The sequence below is a fragment of the Acinetobacter kookii genome, assembly GCF_900096895.1.
Lineage (GTDB): Bacteria > Pseudomonadota > Gammaproteobacteria > Pseudomonadales > Moraxellaceae > Acinetobacter > Acinetobacter kookii.
Genome location: NZ_FMYO01000001.1, coordinates 174,650 through 191,591 on the forward strand (window position 1 = coordinate 174,650; position 16,942 = coordinate 191,591).

Genomic DNA, 16,942 nt, shown 5'->3' on the forward strand with positions numbered 1-16,942 from the left:
ATTTTTATAACTTAATTCGCTTATCCGTGAGAACTGAATTTTAATTTGTCCAATTCACCACTGGAAATTGATGATTTTCGTGCTGAAAATCAGTGCTCTGCCAAATATCGAGCATTGGAATTTTGACATCTAGAGCCAAAGGTAATTTTTTGGGGTTAAACCGCATATGCTCTAAGTCCTGTCCCCATGCAATTAAGTCCACATCCAAAGAAATTTGATGTGAAGGACGTACACGCCCCGAATCTGTTTCCATTTTTTTCAATAATGCGATGATGTCATCCGCCGACATGGCTGCTTTCAATAAACAGGCTGCATTCCAGTAATCCGCCCCTACAGCATCGCGGCATGGAATCACATAAATTTTAGAAAATTGAGCCTCTCCCAAACCGGAGATTTGTTTCATAGCGTTTTGAAAATGCTGTTGGGGATGACAATTACTCGCCAGAGCTAAGGCGAATATCGTTTCGGTGGCGTTCAAGACGAATTCCTACAGAATTTGCTTGCGCGATAATGGCAGGCTTACGGATAGTAATCATAATCGATTCTACTGCAGGAAAGGTAGTAAAAAGCGCATTGAGCACAAGTTTTGCTGCATGTTCAATCAGTTCTGGCTTGGCATCCTGAATAACTTTGGCAGAAATCTCGCAAATTTCAGCGTAATTTAAAGTATGTTCCAGTTTGTCCGAATTGGAAGCCTGTTCCAGACTGGTCTGAATGGTCATATCCAGCATTAAAGGCTGCATGATTTGGCGTTCCCAGTTGAAACAGCCCACCACGGTTTCAACCTTTAAACCTTCAATGATAATTGCGTCCATTTGATCACTCGAGCATATGATATTTATAAATAATCTCCCTAAATCCCTCTTTATAAAAGAGGGACTTTTCATCGCTTATATTTTTCCAGCAATGAGACACTCCTCCCTTTATGAAAGCGAGTTAAGGAGGGATTAAATTAATGTTTTAACAACACATTTGGATCCAGAGTTTGCACCATTTGCAGGCGCTGGTCTGCATAAATATCGGTATATGGCGCGAGGATGCGCATAAAGCGATCGAAATACAGCATTTGCTTAAACAGCAAGGCAAAGTCACGCGGGAAACGAATGCCATGACGCTCGCCCACGCCCACCATATCCATCATGATGTCGTTTAAATCGGCCGGATTGGAAGTCAGTAATTCCTGAGGATCGGCCAAAAGTACCCCACTGAACAGACGTTCCAAATCGGCAGCAAGGACTTTGGTGTCAATTGCAACAGCGGTCATGCCCATTTTCAGCATGTTTTCTGCCATCAAGTTGTAGTCGGTTTTTTGCAGTGCATCCATAAAGGCAATACAGGCCGTCCAGACTTCAGGTTTCAGTTGACCGACGATGCCAAAATCGATAAAACCGACCCGGCCATCTTCAAGCAGCATCAGGTTTCCGGCATGCAGGTCTGCATGGAAGCTGTTACACATCATCAAGCTGCCAAACCAGGTATTCATGGCGGTAATAAGCACCTGAGACGGGTCTTTCGCCACCTTTTTCACTACATCAAAATCGGTCAATGGTACGCCATATAAGCGCTGCATGGTCAATACACGGCGGGTTGAATATTGATGATAAACCTTCGGTGCAGTGGCTTTCTGGTTTTGCGTTATATTTAGGTAATTAACAAAATCATCCAGGTTTTGCGCTTCTTCAATAAAGTCGACTTCGCGCACCATACGGGTTTTAATTTCATCGACTATGTCAGCAAGTGAGGCAAATTTCACTTTCGGTACGGCTTTTTCCAGAACCTTGGTGGCCCAGTGCAAGACATTCAAGTCAGTATACAGGATGGTTTCTACACCCGGTTTTTGCACTTTAATCACAACATCTTCACCAGTCACCAGTTTGGCTGCGTGAACCTGTGCAATAGAGGCTGAAGCTAAAGGCTTTTCATCAATGGACGCAAAAATTTCATCCAGATTTCTGCCTGCAAATTCAGAAGCCAATACGCCTTGCACATAACTAAAAGGCAAAGATGGGGTCTGATCTAAACAGCCCTGAAATTCTTCCACATATTCACGTGGAAATAATGACGGTGTGCTGGCAATAAACTGTCCGAGCTTGATATAAGTTGAACCGAGTGATTCAAAAGTTTCACGCATGAGCTTGGCGTTACTTGGTTTTTCTGTGGCGTATTTAAAGCCGGCTTTTGCTGCAATTACAGCCGTTTCCCCAACACGGGCAACTGAACGCAGACCATCTAACCAGATATTGTTTTTCATAATGTCAGCTTAGAATTAAATTGTAGTGAGTGTAGCAAAAAAATATGCGCTTGCAGGTTTATCTTGCCTGACAGATTGGACAATCTGTATCTTTTTCGAAAGCAAGCAAACGCTGTTTCATGCTTAAGCCATCCCAAAGCATCAGTTTCTGCTTCAGTGCTGTTTTGCCCAGTCCCAAATAGAGTAAAGCATGATGGGCTTGCAAGCTGGCCATCACATTCGGGGTTGTGGCTAATACGCCAGAATCGGCGCAGCGCAGGTTTTCATTAGCATGCTGTTCTTTGGGAAACAGACATTCATAGCAGGCAGATTCGCCTTCTACCATAAACAGCTGTCCCTGAAAACCAATCGCGGAAGCACTGATTAAAGGGACATTGAATTGCTTGCAGACTTGGTTAACCAGGTAACGCGAGGTGAAATTATCGCAGCCATCCAAAACCAGATCTTGCGCTGCAATGAATGCTTCTGCATTGCCCTCATCCAGTTTTACTGTTTGAGATTCAACACGGATATGCGGATTGATCTGCTGTAATCGCTTGGCCAGTATTTCAGCTTTATAGAAGCCAATATTTTCTTCTACATAGGCGATTTGCCGTTGCAAATTACTCATTTCAATGGTATCAGCATCAATTAAGGTGATTTTCCCCACACCTGCCCGAGCAAGCAGTTCAGCTGTGGTACAGCCAATTCCACCACAACCGACAATCAGGACATTGGCAAGTTTCAGTTTTTCCTGTGCTTCAATGTCCCAGCCCTCCAGCAGAATTTGACGGCTATAGAGATGCATTTCTTCATCAGTTAACTCTAGGTCCATATCTACATCAGTCACTTGCCAATCCCTATCCGTACAATCGCTTTATCTAAATTCAGCATGAATTATAGTTCAAAATAATGACTAAAGAAGACTAAATAAAAAAAGCACCCTTTCGGGTGCAAGAGCATGAAACTTTAAAAAACAAAAAAGGGTTTAACTGACTTTCTGGATTCCCTGCATGTTGGCAATTTCCTGCTGCTTGAGTAAATTGCGCTGAATTTTACCACTCGAGGTTTTAGGCAAGCCTTCGACAAATTCAATTTCTTTAGGATAGGCATGCTTCGATAAACGCGAACGGACATATTCCTGAAGTTTATGGCTTAACTCATCCGAAGCTGAGAATTGCGGTTTCAGCACCACAAAAGCTTTCACCACTTCGGTACGTTCCGGGTCTGGTTTGCCAATGACTGCAGACTCCAAGACTTCGGCACATTCCAGCAGCGTGCTTTCCACATCGAAAGGCCCCACACGATAGCCTGACGTTGTAATGACATCGTCTGCACGACCAATGAAATCTACACCTCCGAGTTCATTTAATTTCACCGTATCACCGGTTAAATAATAATGCCCAACAAATGATTTACGGTTATTGCCGCCATAACCTTTAAACCAGGTTAAAGGCGATTGGGAAAAGTCGATCGCCAAGGTGCCAATGCCGCCTTTTTCAACTTCTTCATGGTTTTGATTCAATACTGCAAAACGATGTCCCGGGTTGGCAAAACCTGCGGAACCGACTTTCTTTTCATGTTGCAAAGCATGATGGTTGGCAATCACCATGCCCAGTTCAGTCTGGCCATATTGATCATAAATATTGACATTCAGGTCATGATTAAACCAGTGAATCACTTCCGGGGTTAATGGCTCGCCTGCGCTACTGACCGCTCGTAAATGCTCTTTAATGGAAGGATCAAATTTTTCCTTGAATCCAAAGAACATCCGGAAAGCAGTTGGTGAACCGGTCAAATTGCTGACTTTATATTTCTTAATGATCTGCACGGCGTTATCTACACTAAAGGCACGTTCATCCATAATGATGCTGTGCCCCAGACTTAAAGGTCCGGTAATGCAATAATACAAGCCATACGCCCAACCCGGATCGGCCAGATTCCAGAAAGAGTCTTCTTCACGCAAATCCACCGCATGGATCATATAGCCTTTAAATGCCAGCAGCGCCTTTAAAGGAACCTGCACCGATTTTGCCAAACCTGTGGTACCTGAAGTGAACATCATCAGGAAATCATCTACAAAAGTCTGCATCACCGGTTCAAAAGATTCTGACTGCCCAGCCAGTTCTGTCCAGAAATCGGCGTCTAGGTGACTTGAAGCATCACCTGGATGGACTGTTAAAATATGCGGTACGGTCACACCGTTCAGTTTTGAGCGTTGTTCTGCATTGGTCACAATCAATTGGGTTTTGGCGGTATTGATCCGGTGCTCAATGGCTTTGGACTCAAAAGCAGTAAACAATGGCTGGTAAATTGCACCCATGCGCCAGGTGGCTAAAATGGTAATCAGCAGTTCAGGCGTACGCGGCAATAAACCGGCAATGCAATCCCCTGACTTTAAGCCAATCGAGCTGAAATAATTAGCCAGTTTTCCAGAGGCTTCTGCCAGCTGTTCAAATGTCCATTCCGCAGATTCGCCATTTTTGCCTTCCCAGATTAAAGCCGTTTTATTTAAACCGAGATAACGATCACAGCATTCCACATAGGCATTGACTGACTCGGCGGTACCGACCAGTTGCTCTGCAAGAAAATCATCAAAATTAAACTCTTGATATGCTTGTTGTAGTGTCTTCATGACGACCACCTCTCATCCGTTATTTTATAAGCAAAGCTCCTGCTTTGCTGATCCATTTTGCTTATTGTTCTTACTCTAAACATGCCAAACCTGATTCAGCATCTTTAAGCTTTTTTACTTCACATTTGACTTAGATAAACATGATTTCCAGGCTCCTGCAATTTCCTTATCCATCAGAAAATGTGCAGGATTTGAACACCGACTAAAGTCTAAAATTTAGCCATTTGAAGCTTTAGCCGGTTTAGATTTTAGTCACCTCGCGTGCAATGACCAGGCGTTGAATATCCGAAGCCCCTTCATAAATCTGGCTGACCCGTACATCGCGGTAAATCCGCTCTACCGGAAAATCCGACACATAGCCATAACCGCCATGAATCTGAATGGCATCGGAGCACACCCGCTCTGCTATGGTGGATGCGAACAGCTTGGCCATAGAGGCTTCTTTTAAACAAGGCAGCCCTGCATCTTTTAAGGTTGCCGCATGGAAAATCAGTTGCCGTGCCGCTTCAATCTGGGTGGCCATATCTGCCAGACGGAATGCGACCGCCTGATGCTGCACAATCTCTACCCCAAAAGCTTTGCGTTCATTGGCATATTCCACCGCAGCATCCAGTGCAGCACGCGCCATGCCGACGGATTGTGCTGCAATGCCGATACGACCGGATTCTAGGTTAGATAAAGCGATCTTGTAGCCTTCTCCTTCCTTGCCAAGTAGGTTTTCAGCAGGAATACGGCAATTTTCAAAAATGATGGTGGCGGTATCTGAGCAATGCTGTCCCATTTTTTCTTCCAGACGAGACACGATATAGCCTTCTGTGTCTGTAGGAACCAGGAAACAGGAAATGCCTTTTTTCCCGGCAGCTTTATCGGTCACGGCAAATACAATCGCCACTTGGGCATGTTTGCCTGTGGTAATAAACTGTTTGGTGCCATTCAATACCCATTCATCTCCATCACGTTCTGCCTTACATTCCAGTGCACCGGCATCGGAACCGGCTTGCGGTTCGGTAAGACAGAAACATCCAAGCCATTCACCTGTAGCCAGTTTGGTAAGATATTTCTGTTTCTGCTCTTCTGTACCATAACGCTGGGTAATGCCACACGGCAATGAATTTTGTACGCTGACAATGGTTGAAATCGCGCCATCACCTGCGGCAATTTCTTCCAAGGCAACGACTAAGGACACATAATCCAGACCTGCACCGCCCCATTGTTCAGACACAGTCATGCCCAAAGCACCCAGCTCACCCAGTTCTTTCAGTTCTTGTGCAGGAAATTGCGCAGTTTTATCACGTTCTGCCGCAGTTGGTTTCAGTTTGTTTTGCGAATAATTGCGCAACATGTCCTGAACCATCTTTTGTTCGTCATTTAAAATCATTGAGCTTCCCTCTCATGTTTCACATTCAGTTTTTAAAATTCTTTATTTATAAAAATTTAAGAAATATTTGATACACGACAATCCCATTCGCAACCTGACATACATCTAAAAGATAATGTTTCTGCGAGACAAGGGACTGTAATTTTGATTAAACAGGTTTTGCGAATGGGGATGGTTTTGCCTACTTTTCCCGAAAGAAAAGTAGGTCGAACCGAAGGTTAAACAGAGTTTTATTACATATTGAAAAGACTCCATCATGCCGCCGCAATTATCAATAATTACTTAGGCTGCATACGTATCGCGCCATCCAGACGAATCACTTCACCATTCAAATACGTATTTTCAAAAATATGCCCAACCAGATGTGCAAACTCTTCCGGTTTCGCCAAACGCGATGGAAACGGCACCATTTGTCCCAAAGCATCCTGCACATTCTGCGGCATGGCTTTCAGCATCGGCGTTTCCATAATGCCTGGTGCAATAGTCATCACACGAATCGCCTCACGTGCCAGCTCACGTGCCAACGGTAAAGTCATAGATACCACAGCACCTTTAGAAGCAGCATAAGCCGCTTGCCCGAGCTGTCCTTCAAATGCAGCCACTGAAGCGGTATTAACAATGACACCGCGCTCTTCTTCACCTGCCTGCAATTGATATTTCGCCATCAAACTTGCCGCAAAACGGATCATGTTAAAGGTGCCACTGACATTAATATTCAGTACTTTCTGGAACATGCCCAAATCATGAATGCCATCACGACCCAGTACTTTGGCAGACGGTGCAATTCCTGCGCAGTTCACCAGGCCATTTAACTGACCATACTGCTGTTCAATATTTTCAAAGAAGACTTTGACTGCATGCTCATCGGTCACATCCAGTTTTACAAAGACCGAATGTTCGCCCAAACGCTGCTGCATTTCCTGACCCAGTTCCTGGTTCATATCCACCATAATCACCTGAGCACCCTGACCCACCAGATAAGTGGCTGTGGCTGCACCCAAACCCGATGCACCGCCTGTCACGACAAATACTTTTCCTTGAATTTTCATTTTCTGTTCCTGTTAATTCTTTGAATAAACACTCGACTTAAGATGCAGAGTAAATGCAGTTCAGCTAGAGTACAATTTCCAAACCTTGCATCCTTTATGATGGATTTGGACAATCCAGATCACGGCAGCAAAAATACGGAATACGGATATCTGTACATGAATGAACAAGAGCTAAATTACAGTAAAGGTACAATCTCGATCAGTCTGGTGCATGAAGCGCTTTTATCTGCCCAACATCAGGGATTAAACACACAAAACATCCTGATCAAATCCGGTATTCCTGTTGAGCTGCTGCACTCCAGTAAAGCCCGTGTATCTGTTTCTCAATATGCCCAGCTCTGGACCGAACTGGCCGATGCCATGAACGACGAATTTTTTGGGATGGACAGCCACCCCATGCGTCGCGGCAGTTTTAAACTGTTATCCCAATCGGTCATGCATGCCGAAACCCTGGAAAAAGCCTTACAGCAAATTTTGCAGTTTTTAAATCTGGTTCTGGATGATTTTATCAGTCAATTATTTGTACAGGAAAACTATGCCTATATTGTGATTTATGAAAAGAAACAGACCAAAAGAATGTTTAGCTATGCCACCTATTTAATGCTGATTCATGCTTTGATGTGCTGGCTCAGCGGACAAAGGGTTTTACTCAACCAGATTCAGCTCAAATGTGATGCACCGCTGGATGATCAGGACTATAAAGTCCGCTTTTGTGAAAACATTCAATACAATAGCAATGAAAACTATATCCAGTTCGATGCCAATTATTTAAATATTCAAATTAAACAAGATAAACAGTCCTGGTATCAATTTATCAGGCAGACCCCGCACAACCTTTTGATCCGTTTTAAAAATCCGCATGCCATTAGTTCTCAAATCCGTAAACATTTAATGAATGTTCCACCTGCCGAATGGCTTGAACTTAATGAAATTGCCCAGCGTTTAAATATGTCTGATGCCACGATGCAACGACGTTTAAAAAGCGAAGGCGTCAGTTATCAACAGCTGAAAAATGATATCCGACGTGATACAGCCATTGAATTCCTGACTAAAACTGAAAAAACCTTGCAGGAAATTAGCGATGAATTAAGTTTTCACGATCCAAGTGCATTTCATCGTGCTTTCAAGAAATGGACGGGTGTCAGCCCAGGTGCTTATCGCCAAAACAAGGATCTATGAATTAATCTAATTAATAAAACAGTGTTTCCTTTCTCATGATTTAATAATTCTTTGCTTTTCATGAGTTTAAAAAATTGATCTATTTTTCGTCGGAATTTATTTGCAAAAAGTGACAAAATAGATTATTTTTCAACCAATTTAAAGGCATATCTTTATGTCTTTCTGCTGTACTCTCCCTGTTAAATCACCTTATATTAAAGGTTCTGACATGCTTAAGATGATTGATGTACTAGAGCAAAGCCTGGTGCAAAATTTTACTCATTCTCTCAACTCTCACACCGGTCAATTTGATGAGTTATTCAAGCAAGGCATTTTAAATACTTCTGATTCTGCACTTCAAAATGTAGTGGTCAATTTCTTCAATCGTGCAGATGCGATTGAAGCAGCGAAAGCACTGGATATCAGTGCTGAACGCATTGCCGCGCTGCAATCCGCTACAGCATTAAAGGATGATCAATATGTTGCAGATACGGCAAAAATTGTGGCGCTTTGTTTAGCCCTTGAAACCGATGCTCTGGCACAGGTTGAAGTTTCAGACTGCTTACAAGATTATCCGATGTAATCTTGCAGAATACAAAAAACGGCTTTTAGGAGCCGTTTTTAATGCCTATTATTCCTCAATCTTTAACCTGCATGAATATCCATGCTTCAATCTTGAACAACTTGCTGCGGTCCTGGGACTAATTCTGATCTTTTTTGTTTGTGTACCTGTTTAAGTTTTCCGGTGTAATATCTTCTTGGAAAAACAGAGCTCCATCATCGTTCAACCGCATTAAAATGTCAGGATCATTCACATCTCCAACGAGTCATCAATTTATCGGTATTTTTATTATTTCAGCTGTCTCCGCCTAGAACTATTTGTCATTACATTGAAATGACCATGCAATAACAAAAATCTTTTACACCTTAAACTTTTCTTTATTTCCTTTTATTCATGTTGATGTATGTTTTTTATATAAAATGAAAAAATAGAAATATTAAAAATAAATTTAATTACATTTCAAAAACTTAATATAAATTCATCAGCATATCTGGAATTAAGATAATTTTATAAAAATTACTTTTTTGTCTTCTGTCTTCACTCACTGGCACTATTCGCCGCATCTCATTCAAATCATTTAATTGGGGCGTTTATGCAAAATTCCGGCTTTAAAACCAAAATACTCACAGCGATCGCATTCGGCTTGGTCAGTCAATATAGCCTGGCAGCCCTCCCGGATACACTGAAGCTCGATTATGCCTATTACACTCCGACCAGTTTGGTCGTTAAAGAGCAGAAATTATTGGAAAAGGCTTTACCCAATACCCAGATTAAATGGGTATTTAGCCAAGGCAGTAACCGTTCACTCGAGTATTTAAATAGTGGCAGTGTGGATTTTTCCTCTACGGCAGGCTTGGCTGCTGTACTCAGCCGTGCCAATGGTAGCCCGATTAAAACCGTTTATATCCAGAGTCAGCCTGAATGGACGGCTTTATTGGTCGCAAAAAATTCTCCAATTAAAAGCCTAAAAGATTTAAAAGGGAAAAAAATTGCCGCCACCAAAGGTACAGACCCTTTCCTGTTTACTCTGCAAGCACTGGAAACTGCGGGTTTGAATAAAAAGGATGTTCAGCTTGTCCATCTGCAACATCCGGATGGTAAAACCGCACTTGAACGTGGACAAGTCGATGCATGGGCCGGTTTAGATCCGCTGATGGCTTCTGCTCAAGTGCAGTCAGGTGCAAAATTGCTGTATCGAAATGTCGGTTTTAATAGTTATAGCGTATTAAGCACCAAGGAACAATTTGCCAGCCAAAGTCCGGAAGCGATTGAAGCGGTCATTAAAGCCTATGAACAGGCACGTAAATGGGCCAAAGCCAATCCTGCTAAACTGGCCGAATTGCTGGCACGTGAATCGAAACTGCCTATTGCTGTAGCCAAACTGCAACTCAGCCGTACCAATTTTGAACAAAACATCCCAACAGTCAAACATATCAATGCATTGAAAAAATCTGGAACCATTTTGACTGAAGAGGATTTGGTGCGTAAAGGAACCAATGTCAATCAGGTGATTGATCAGCTGTTTGATGCCAAATATGCGAACAAGGTTGTGAAAAAATAATGAGTTCGTCTCTAACAACGAATAAATCACCGATTCAACCTGAAGTTGATAAAGTCCCAGCGCTTGGCTTGCTTAAGTTATTAAGCAAGCTGAAGGGCTTGGTCATCCCAGTTTTTGCGTTAATCCTGTGTGAAGTATTCGTGAGAAATGGGGTGATTGAACCTTACCTGCTTCCTGCCCCAAGCAGCTTATGGCAGTCACTCCTGGAACTGTCTTCAGGCGATTTGTGGCTACATATCTGGACCAGTACCTGGCGGGTATTTCTTGGTTTCTTTATCGGTAGCGGACTTGCACTGATTTTCGCAATTTTTGTAGGTTTAAATAAACAGGCGGAAGAATTTCTAGAACCTTCTTTTTCAGCGATTAAGTCGATTCCAAGCCTGGCCTGGATTCCACTATTATTGTTGTGGTTAGGCATTGATGAAGCCTCTAAAATTATCCTGATTGCCATCGGTGCATTTTTCCCGACCTATACCAATACCGTTGCCGCCATTCACGGCGTAGACCGCAAGCTAATTGAAGTGGCGCAAGTCTATCGGTTGAAATACTTTCAACAGATTAAGGAGATTGTACTTCCTGCAGCATCCCCGGGTATTTTAACCGGTCTACGCAACAGCCTGAGCTTGTCCTGGATGTTTATGATTGCAGCTGAACTGATTGCCGCAACCCAAGGGATCGGTTATTTGCTCAGTGATGGCCGGGAAACCTCCCGACCCGACATTGTGATTATTGCCATTATCTTACTGGCCATTTTAGGCAAAATGACCGATAGCTTAATGAAAATTGCTGAAAGCTGGCTGTTACGCTGGCGTGATGTGGTCAAAAAATAAAGCGCATGCTGCGCTTTATTTTTTATCTTTTTTAAGATTAATGTGGCCACTGCCCTAAAGTCACACGGTCATTACCGCCATAGTCTTTTACGGTACGCACCTGCTTATAACCGGCTTGAGTAAAGATATGCCGTACCGCATCCCCCTGATCATAACCATGTTCCAGCACCACCCAGCCATTGACGGTTAAATGCTTTTTGCCTTGTACGATAATCTGCTCCAAATCTGCCAGACCTTGTTTGTCTGCCACCAAAGCACGCTCCGGTTCAGTCGCCAGATCCTGCATATGGATATCCTCCGCATCGATATACGGCGGATTGGAAACAATGACATCAAAGAACTCACGTCCCAAAGGTTTAAACCAGGAACCACAGACAAAGCGCACATGTTCAAGGTCATGCTTTTCGGCATTAAACTGAGCAACTTCTAGAGTCGGTGCATAAATATCGGTTGCCGTAATAGACCAATCTGGACGTTCGCTGGCAAGAGATAAAGCAATGGCTCCGGTTCCAGTACCTAAATCGACAATTCGGGCATCTTCAGGCAAGTCAAGTTTCAGTACCGTTTCCACCAGTACTTCTGTATCTGGACGTGGCACCAAGGTATCTTTAGTGACTTTTAAATCCAGTGTCCAGAATGGCTGTGACCCCGTGACATAAGCCAGGGGTTCACCTGCTGCAATACGTGCCAGGCCATTACGATATGCCTGTTCTTGCTCTGCTGTTAATTCCAGAGTTTTTTTCAACGGCAAATCAAAAGCATCTATTTGGGTAATGTGCTCAAGCAACCAGGCATTTTCCTGGCGTTCATAACTTTCTGCATCACCACGTAAGGCCAAGGCCTGTGCAATATTCATTAGCCACCATTCTGCTGTGCAAGAAGTGCCAGCTGGTCGGCCTGATATTCACGATGCAAGCTGTCCAGCAATTCGGTCAAATCACCTTCCATAACGGCATCCAGCTTATATAAGGTCAGGTTAATACGATGATCGGTCATGCGGCCTTGCGGATAGTTATAGGTACGGATACGTTCCGAACGGTCGCCCGAACCGACCAGATCACGGCGCATTTCCGAGGTTGCCGCATCGGCTGCCGCACGTTTGGCATTTTCCAGGCGTGAAACCAGCAGTGCCATGGCTTTGGCCTTGTTCTTATGCTGTGAACGTTCATCCTGACATTCCACCACCGTACCGGTTGGAATGTGGGTAATACGGACTGCCGAATCGGTTTTGTTAATGTGCTGACCACCGGCACCGGATGCACGGTAAGTATCAATACGCAAGTCTGCCGGGTTAATCTCTACCGAGGTATCGACATCGACTTCAGGCAAAATGGCCACCGTACAGGCTGAGGTATGCACACGGCCTTGTGATTCGGTTGCAGGAACGCGCTGTACGCGGTGAGCACCACTTTCAAATTTCAGGCGACCATATACCCCTTCACCATTAATCAGGCAGATGACTTCTTTATAACCGCCATGCTCCCCTTCATTTTCAGACAGGATTTCTATGCGCCAGCCTTGGCTTTCTGCATATTTGCTATACATGCGGAATAAGTCACCCGAGAAAATTGCAGCTTCATCGCCACCGGTTCCAGCACGAATTTCAAGATAGGCAGAGTTGGCATCATTTGGATCTTTCGGAATCATCAGGATATTTAAGTCTGCTTCCAGTTGCTCCAGCAGCGCCTTATTGTCTTTTATTTCTTCCTGCGCCATTTCCTTAAAGTCAGGATCGCTTAACATGGCTTCAGCAGTTTGTATATCTTCTTCTGCCTGACGGAATTTGCTCCAGACTTCAGTAATTTCAGATAAATCACTATGCTCACGAGACAATTGGCGGAAGCGTTTGTTATCTGAAATCACTTCAACGTCGGCAAGTAATGCGTTTAATTCTTCGTGACGGTCAGAAAGTTGATCTAATCGTAAACGTAACGATTCTTTCATTTTGCTAAATATCTCAATACAAAGGCTATCTCCATGCCTTATAGGACATAGAGCAGCTCAAAAAAATTGTGCCTAGTGTAACGATTCTAAGGGTTAAATGACATAGATATTGTGGGGACAAAACCACATATAAAAAGGGATTGGTTCACGATGAAACATCAAATCACGTCGGTTTTACGCAGATTTGCCTGATAAACGTGCGTTTTATGAGCAATTTCCAACTTTGTTAAAGAAACTTTACAAAGCAGACACTAAACGCCACAACTCTAGTTGATCCTCTCCACATTGTTGGAAAAAATTTTTGTTACATTTGCCGACATCGAAAGAACTTACTTACAACGTTCACTTTTGGACATGGAGTTAACTATGAAATTTAATGCATTATTACTCAGCGCAACAATGGCAACTGCATCAATGTTTACCGTTTCTGCTCATGCCGACAACTCTACTCGTATTGCGGCAACCTCTGCATTAGGTAGCGTAGCAGGTACCGCAATTGGCAAACAAATGGGCGGCAATACCGGTGCAATGATTGGCTCTGCTATTGGTGGTGCGGGTGGTGCAGCAGTTTCTGCAGACCGACGCAATCGTACCGGTGCTGCCATCGGTGGCGGCCTAGGTGGTGTAGGCGGTTATGCAGTCGGTAAAAACATGGGTGGAACGACGGGTGGCTATATCGGTTCTGCACTAGGTGCTGCAGGTGGTTCGGTTCTGGGTAAAAAAGTATCGGAAGACCGTCGTGCTGACCAACGCAAATACAAAAAACATTCTAAAAAATATTATCGCAGCCACCGTTAATGCACGAGCTGCACATAGTAAAAAAGCACCTTCGGGTGCTTTTTTACTTTTATTTGCCTTATCCGCTGTTAATTTTGGATAAATTTGGCAGAAAAAAACACACACCTTTAACACGCCATTCATCTTCAATGCCAGGTCTTGTTCTATTCTTATTTCAAGAGATAACAAACGCTTTCCACTGGAGTCTACCATGAAATTTAATTCAGTTTTATTTGCTACAGTCATTGCCACTTCTGCTATTGCGACCACAAGCACTTATGCAGGCAATACGACCAATGTTGCTTTAACTTCTGCACTTGGTAGTGTTGTAGGAACAGCGGTAGGTAAACAAATGGGCGGTAACACTGGTGCAATGATTGGTTCTGTCATTGGTGGTGCGGGCGGTGCTGCGGTTTCAGCAAATAAACGTGACCGTACTGGCGCTGCAATCGGGGCTGGTTTAGGTGGCGTAGGCGGTTATACCCTCGGTAAAAACATGGGTGGTTCTACGGGTGGCTATATCGGTTCTGCCTTAGGTGCTGCAGGTGGCTCGGTACTGGGAAAAAAAGTTTCAGAAGACCGCCGTTATGATGACCGTTATGATCGCCGTTATAATAGCTATGACAACCGTCGTTACAGTCGCCGTTAATTCGCCATTAATGATCGAACTCTTTAAAGCACCTTCGGGTGCTTTTTATTATTCATATTAATTATGAACAAATCTGGAAGATAAAAAATACAAATAATCAACAACTCATCCATTTTCATTTCTAAATCTTTGCTTACATTTAACTCAAGAAATAACAAAAGCCTCCAAAAGGAGTTTTGCCATGAAATTTAATTCCATCATTCTTGCTGCTGTAGTGACTTCATCTGCTTTAACCATGACTACAGCCTATGCAGGCAATACAACAAATACAGCCTTAACTTCTGCCCTAGGCGGTGTCGTAGGTGCCGCAGTGGGTAAACAAATGGGTGGCACCACTGGTGCAATGATCGGTTCTGCAATCGGTGGTGGTGCAGGTGCAGGTGTGGCTGCCAACAAACGTGACCGTACGGGTGCCGTAATTGGCGGTGCTTTGGGCGGTGCTGGCGGTTATACCGTAGGTAAAAATATGGGTGGTACCAACGGCGGCTATATCGGTGCTGGCTTAGGTTCTGCCGGTGGTGCAGTACTGGGTAAAAAAGTAAGCGAAGACCGTCGCTACGATGACCGTTATGATCGTGATGAGCGTCGTTATAATGATCGCTATGATCGCCGTTATGACAGCTACCGTTACAGTGACCGCCATGACAATGGTCGTCACTTAGGTTGGTACAAAAACGGTAAACGTTAATTCATCGCGATATCAAATGACATTAAAGCACCTTCGGGTGCTTTTTTCATACTTGTACTTCACCTAAACATATTTACACAACATTTATATCGAAAAAAAACGATATACAAATCCGGTCAGGCAACGTATGCTTTTCTTTGCCTTGATATCAGAGAAAACAAATGCGTTCTTTAAAAGATACCCAATTTTCAATTCTCGAACTTGCTCCTGTTCGGGATGATAAAAGCATTCAATTTTCACTCCATCATGCATTGGCACTGGCACAAAAAGCGGAACTGTTAGGTTATCGCCGCTTGTGGCTGGCAGAACATCATAATATGGATGGTATTGCCAGTTCAGCCACTGCCGTATTACTGGGTTATATCCTCGCCAATACCCACACTTTAACGGTGGGTTCAGGCGGCATCATGTTACCGAACCACGCCCCTCTGTTGGTTGCAGAACAATTTGGTACCTTGGCTACCCTGTATCCGAATCGTGTTGAACTCGGTCTGGGACGTGCGCCAGGTACCGACCAGGTCACCATGCGTGCCTTGCGTCGTGGTCGCCAGGAAACTGAAGACCAGTTTCCGCAAGATGTGCTGGAAATTCTGCAATATTTTAAAGCGCCTGTTCCACATCAACGTATCGTTGCCACACCTGGACAGAATACGCATGTTCCGGTCTGGTTACTCGGTTCAAGTTTATTCAGTGCACAGCTGGCCGCAAAATTGGGACTTCCCTATTCTTTTGCATCACATTTTGCACCACGTATGCTGGATCAAGCCATCAAGCTTTATCGGGAAAACTTTGAACCCTCTGAATATCTGGATCGGCCTTATGTTTCAATGGGTGTTCCTACGGTGGTGGCCCAAACAGATGCAGAAGCGGAATATCTGGCAACCAGTGCCTACCAGCGTGTTTTGGGCTTAATGCGCGGCCAAAGCTTGAAACTGAAAGCACCGGTTAAAACCATGGAAGGACTTTGGTCACCCGCAGAAAAAATGTCGGTCGATAATTTCTATGCCATGGCACAAATTGGCTCTCCTGAAACGGTCAAAGCCGGTTTAGAAAAGCTGTTAGAGAAATATAATGTAGATGAATTTATCTTTACCTGTGACATCTATGACACAGATAAACGAATTGAAAACTTTGAATTATTGATGAATATTAAAAATTCTTAATACTTTCTTAGATGAGCATTTAAAATAGCATCTTATTGAGGTGCTATTTTTTATCTCCAATGCCCATTCTGTTTATCATTTAATCGACTTTTGCCGACAAGATAAAACTGCACTTACGCGCTTGGTTCGCATAGACATCATTATATAAAACAATACATTTTAATGATAAAATCTGGCCCCTAATGATACGTCTTTATTTTTTATTATCAAATAGTTGAACAAATTAACGTAATAAATCAGCAGCCTAAATGATTAACAAAAATGCTCATATTATTTTAAGCACTTAGGCAAATTACATTGCCAGTCTTTCTCATACAC

General features: G+C 43.5%; 17 protein-coding genes. 8 read left to right on the forward strand and 9 right to left on the reverse strand.

All coding sequences use genetic code 11. The features are described from left to right. Nucleotides 1-40: 40 nt before the first annotated feature. The 7 genes from BLP85_RS00895 to BLP85_RS00925 form a co-directional block, all read right to left on the reverse strand. Nucleotides 41-478 (reverse strand): 2-amino-4-hydroxy-6-hydroxymethyldihydropteridine diphosphokinase, encoded by a 438-nt coding sequence (locus BLP85_RS00895; protein ID WP_092818279.1) that lies wholly within the window; start codon nucleotides 476-478, stop codon nucleotides 41-43. Then, on the reverse strand, nucleotides 435-815 hold the full coding sequence (gene folB / locus BLP85_RS00900) for a dihydroneopterin aldolase (RefSeq protein ID WP_092818280.1): 381 nt from the start codon (nucleotides 813-815) through the stop codon (nucleotides 435-437). The genes BLP85_RS00895 and folB overlap by 44 nt, the downstream gene beginning before the upstream one ends. A 137-nt stretch (nucleotides 816-952) precedes the next feature. Next, nucleotides 953-2,251 carry an ABC1 kinase family protein gene (locus tag BLP85_RS00905; protein WP_092818281.1) on the reverse strand — a complete coding sequence of 433 codons (1,299 nt, stop codon included), beginning with the start codon at nucleotides 2,249-2,251 and terminating at the stop codon, nucleotides 953-955. Nucleotides 2,252-2,309: 58 nt separating this feature from the next. Continuing rightward, on the reverse strand, nucleotides 2,310-3,065 hold the full coding sequence (locus BLP85_RS00910) for a HesA/MoeB/ThiF family protein (protein WP_092818939.1): 756 nt from the start codon (nucleotides 3,063-3,065) through the stop codon (nucleotides 2,310-2,312). 153 nt (nucleotides 3,066-3,218) lie between these two features. Further along, entirely contained in the window at nucleotides 3,219-4,865 is a 1,647-nt protein-coding gene (locus tag BLP85_RS00915) for an AMP-binding protein (RefSeq protein ID WP_092818282.1), read from the reverse strand. Nucleotides 4,866-5,106: 241 nt separating this feature from the next. Then, nucleotides 5,107-6,243, reverse strand: coding sequence for an acyl-CoA dehydrogenase (locus BLP85_RS00920; protein ID WP_092818283.1), 1,137 nt, complete (start codon nucleotides 6,241-6,243; stop codon nucleotides 5,107-5,109). A 278-nt stretch (nucleotides 6,244-6,521) separates the two neighbouring features. Beyond that, entirely contained in the window at nucleotides 6,522-7,292 is a 771-nt protein-coding gene (locus tag BLP85_RS00925) for a 3-hydroxyacyl-CoA dehydrogenase (RefSeq protein ID WP_092818284.1), read from the reverse strand. 156 nt (nucleotides 7,293-7,448) lie between these two features. Here BLP85_RS00925 and BLP85_RS00930 point away from each other — a divergent pair, with 156 nt between their 5' ends. The 4 genes from BLP85_RS00930 to BLP85_RS00945 all read left to right on the forward strand — a co-directional run bounded on the left by BLP85_RS00930 (nucleotide 7,449) and on the right by BLP85_RS00945 (nucleotide 11,403). Continuing rightward, entirely contained in the window at nucleotides 7,449-8,471 is a 1,023-nt protein-coding gene (locus BLP85_RS00930) for an AraC family transcriptional regulator (protein WP_213031965.1), read from the forward strand. 208 nt (nucleotides 8,472-8,679) lie between these two features. Beyond that, entirely contained in the window at nucleotides 8,680-9,033 is a 354-nt protein-coding gene (locus BLP85_RS00935) for a hypothetical protein (RefSeq protein WP_092818940.1), read from the forward strand. A gap of 571 nt (nucleotides 9,034-9,604) precedes the next feature. Continuing rightward, entirely contained in the window at nucleotides 9,605-10,573 is a 969-nt protein-coding gene (locus BLP85_RS00940) for an aliphatic sulfonate ABC transporter substrate-binding protein (RefSeq protein ID WP_092818286.1), read from the forward strand. Continuing rightward, nucleotides 10,573-11,403 (forward strand): ABC transporter permease, encoded by an 831-nt coding sequence (locus BLP85_RS00945; RefSeq protein WP_092818287.1) that lies wholly within the window; start codon nucleotides 10,573-10,575, stop codon nucleotides 11,401-11,403. The genes BLP85_RS00940 and BLP85_RS00945 overlap by 1 nt, the downstream gene beginning before the upstream one ends. A gap of 37 nt (nucleotides 11,404-11,440) precedes the next feature. On the opposite strand, the gene prmC is transcribed toward BLP85_RS00945, so the two are convergent. Continuing rightward, complete coding sequence (gene prmC / locus BLP85_RS00950; protein ID WP_092818288.1) at nucleotides 11,441-12,259, reverse strand: peptide chain release factor N(5)-glutamine methyltransferase; 819 nt, start codon at nucleotides 12,257-12,259, stop codon at nucleotides 11,441-11,443. Continuing rightward, on the reverse strand, nucleotides 12,259-13,347 hold the full coding sequence (prfA, locus tag BLP85_RS00955) for a peptide chain release factor 1 (protein WP_092818289.1): 1,089 nt from the start codon (nucleotides 13,345-13,347) through the stop codon (nucleotides 12,259-12,261). Before prfA ends, prmC begins: the two co-directional genes overlap by 1 nt. Nucleotides 13,348-13,713: 366 nt before the next feature. Here prfA and BLP85_RS00960 point away from each other — a divergent pair, with 366 nt between their 5' ends. The 4 genes from BLP85_RS00960 (at nucleotide 13,714) to BLP85_RS00975 (ending at nucleotide 16,624) form a co-directional block, all read left to right on the forward strand. Next, entirely contained in the window at nucleotides 13,714-14,145 is a 432-nt protein-coding gene (locus BLP85_RS00960) for a hypothetical protein (protein WP_092818290.1), read from the forward strand. 190 nt (nucleotides 14,146-14,335) lie between these two features. Further along, nucleotides 14,336-14,773, forward strand: coding sequence for a hypothetical protein (locus BLP85_RS00965; RefSeq protein WP_092818291.1), 438 nt, complete (start codon nucleotides 14,336-14,338; stop codon nucleotides 14,771-14,773). 181 nt (nucleotides 14,774-14,954) lie between these two features. Next, nucleotides 14,955-15,461 (forward strand): hypothetical protein, encoded by a 507-nt coding sequence (locus BLP85_RS00970; RefSeq protein WP_092818292.1) that lies wholly within the window; start codon nucleotides 14,955-14,957, stop codon nucleotides 15,459-15,461. 161 nt (nucleotides 15,462-15,622) lie between these two features. After that, entirely contained in the window at nucleotides 15,623-16,624 is a 1,002-nt protein-coding gene (locus tag BLP85_RS00975; RefSeq protein ID WP_092818293.1) for an LLM class flavin-dependent oxidoreductase, read from the forward strand. Nucleotides 16,625-16,942 lie beyond the last annotated feature (318 nt).

Bases quoted from the DNA above. Each gene is read 5' to 3' on its own strand.
- folB (WP_092818280.1), bottom strand. From the start codon at position 815: ATGGACGCAATTATCATTGAAGGTTTAAAGGTTGAAACCGTGGTGGGC.
- BLP85_RS00905 (WP_092818281.1), bottom strand. From the start codon at position 2,251: ATGAAAAACAATATCTGGTTAGATGGTCTGCGTTCAGTTGCCCGTGTT.
- BLP85_RS00910 (WP_092818939.1), bottom strand. From the start codon at position 3,065: ATGGACCTAGAGTTAACTGATGAAGAAATGCATCTCTATAGCCGTCAA.
- BLP85_RS00915 (WP_092818282.1), bottom strand. From the start codon at position 4,865: ATGAAGACACTACAACAAGCATATCAAGAGTTTAATTTTGATGATTTT.
- BLP85_RS00920 (WP_092818283.1), bottom strand. From the start codon at position 6,243: ATGATTTTAAATGACGAACAAAAGATGGTTCAGGACATGTTGCGCAAT.
- BLP85_RS00925 (WP_092818284.1), bottom strand. From the start codon at position 7,292: ATGAAAATTCAAGGAAAAGTATTTGTCGTGACAGGCGGTGCATCGGGT.
- BLP85_RS00930 (WP_213031965.1), top strand. From the start codon at position 7,449: ATGAATGAACAAGAGCTAAATTACAGTAAAGGTACAATCTCGATCAGT.
- BLP85_RS00935 (WP_092818940.1), top strand. From the start codon at position 8,680: ATGCTTAAGATGATTGATGTACTAGAGCAAAGCCTGGTGCAAAATTTT.
- BLP85_RS00940 (WP_092818286.1), top strand. From the start codon at position 9,605: ATGCAAAATTCCGGCTTTAAAACCAAAATACTCACAGCGATCGCATTC.
- BLP85_RS00945 (WP_092818287.1), top strand. From the start codon at position 10,573: ATGAGTTCGTCTCTAACAACGAATAAATCACCGATTCAACCTGAAGTT.
- prmC (WP_092818288.1), bottom strand. From the start codon at position 12,259: ATGAATATTGCACAGGCCTTGGCCTTACGTGGTGATGCAGAAAGTTAT.
- prfA (WP_092818289.1), bottom strand. From the start codon at position 13,347: ATGAAAGAATCGTTACGTTTACGATTAGATCAACTTTCTGACCGTCAC.
- BLP85_RS00960 (WP_092818290.1), top strand. From the start codon at position 13,714: ATGAAATTTAATGCATTATTACTCAGCGCAACAATGGCAACTGCATCA.
- BLP85_RS00965 (WP_092818291.1), top strand. From the start codon at position 14,336: ATGAAATTTAATTCAGTTTTATTTGCTACAGTCATTGCCACTTCTGCT.
- BLP85_RS00970 (WP_092818292.1), top strand. From the start codon at position 14,955: ATGAAATTTAATTCCATCATTCTTGCTGCTGTAGTGACTTCATCTGCT.
- BLP85_RS00975 (WP_092818293.1), top strand. From the start codon at position 15,623: ATGCGTTCTTTAAAAGATACCCAATTTTCAATTCTCGAACTTGCTCCT.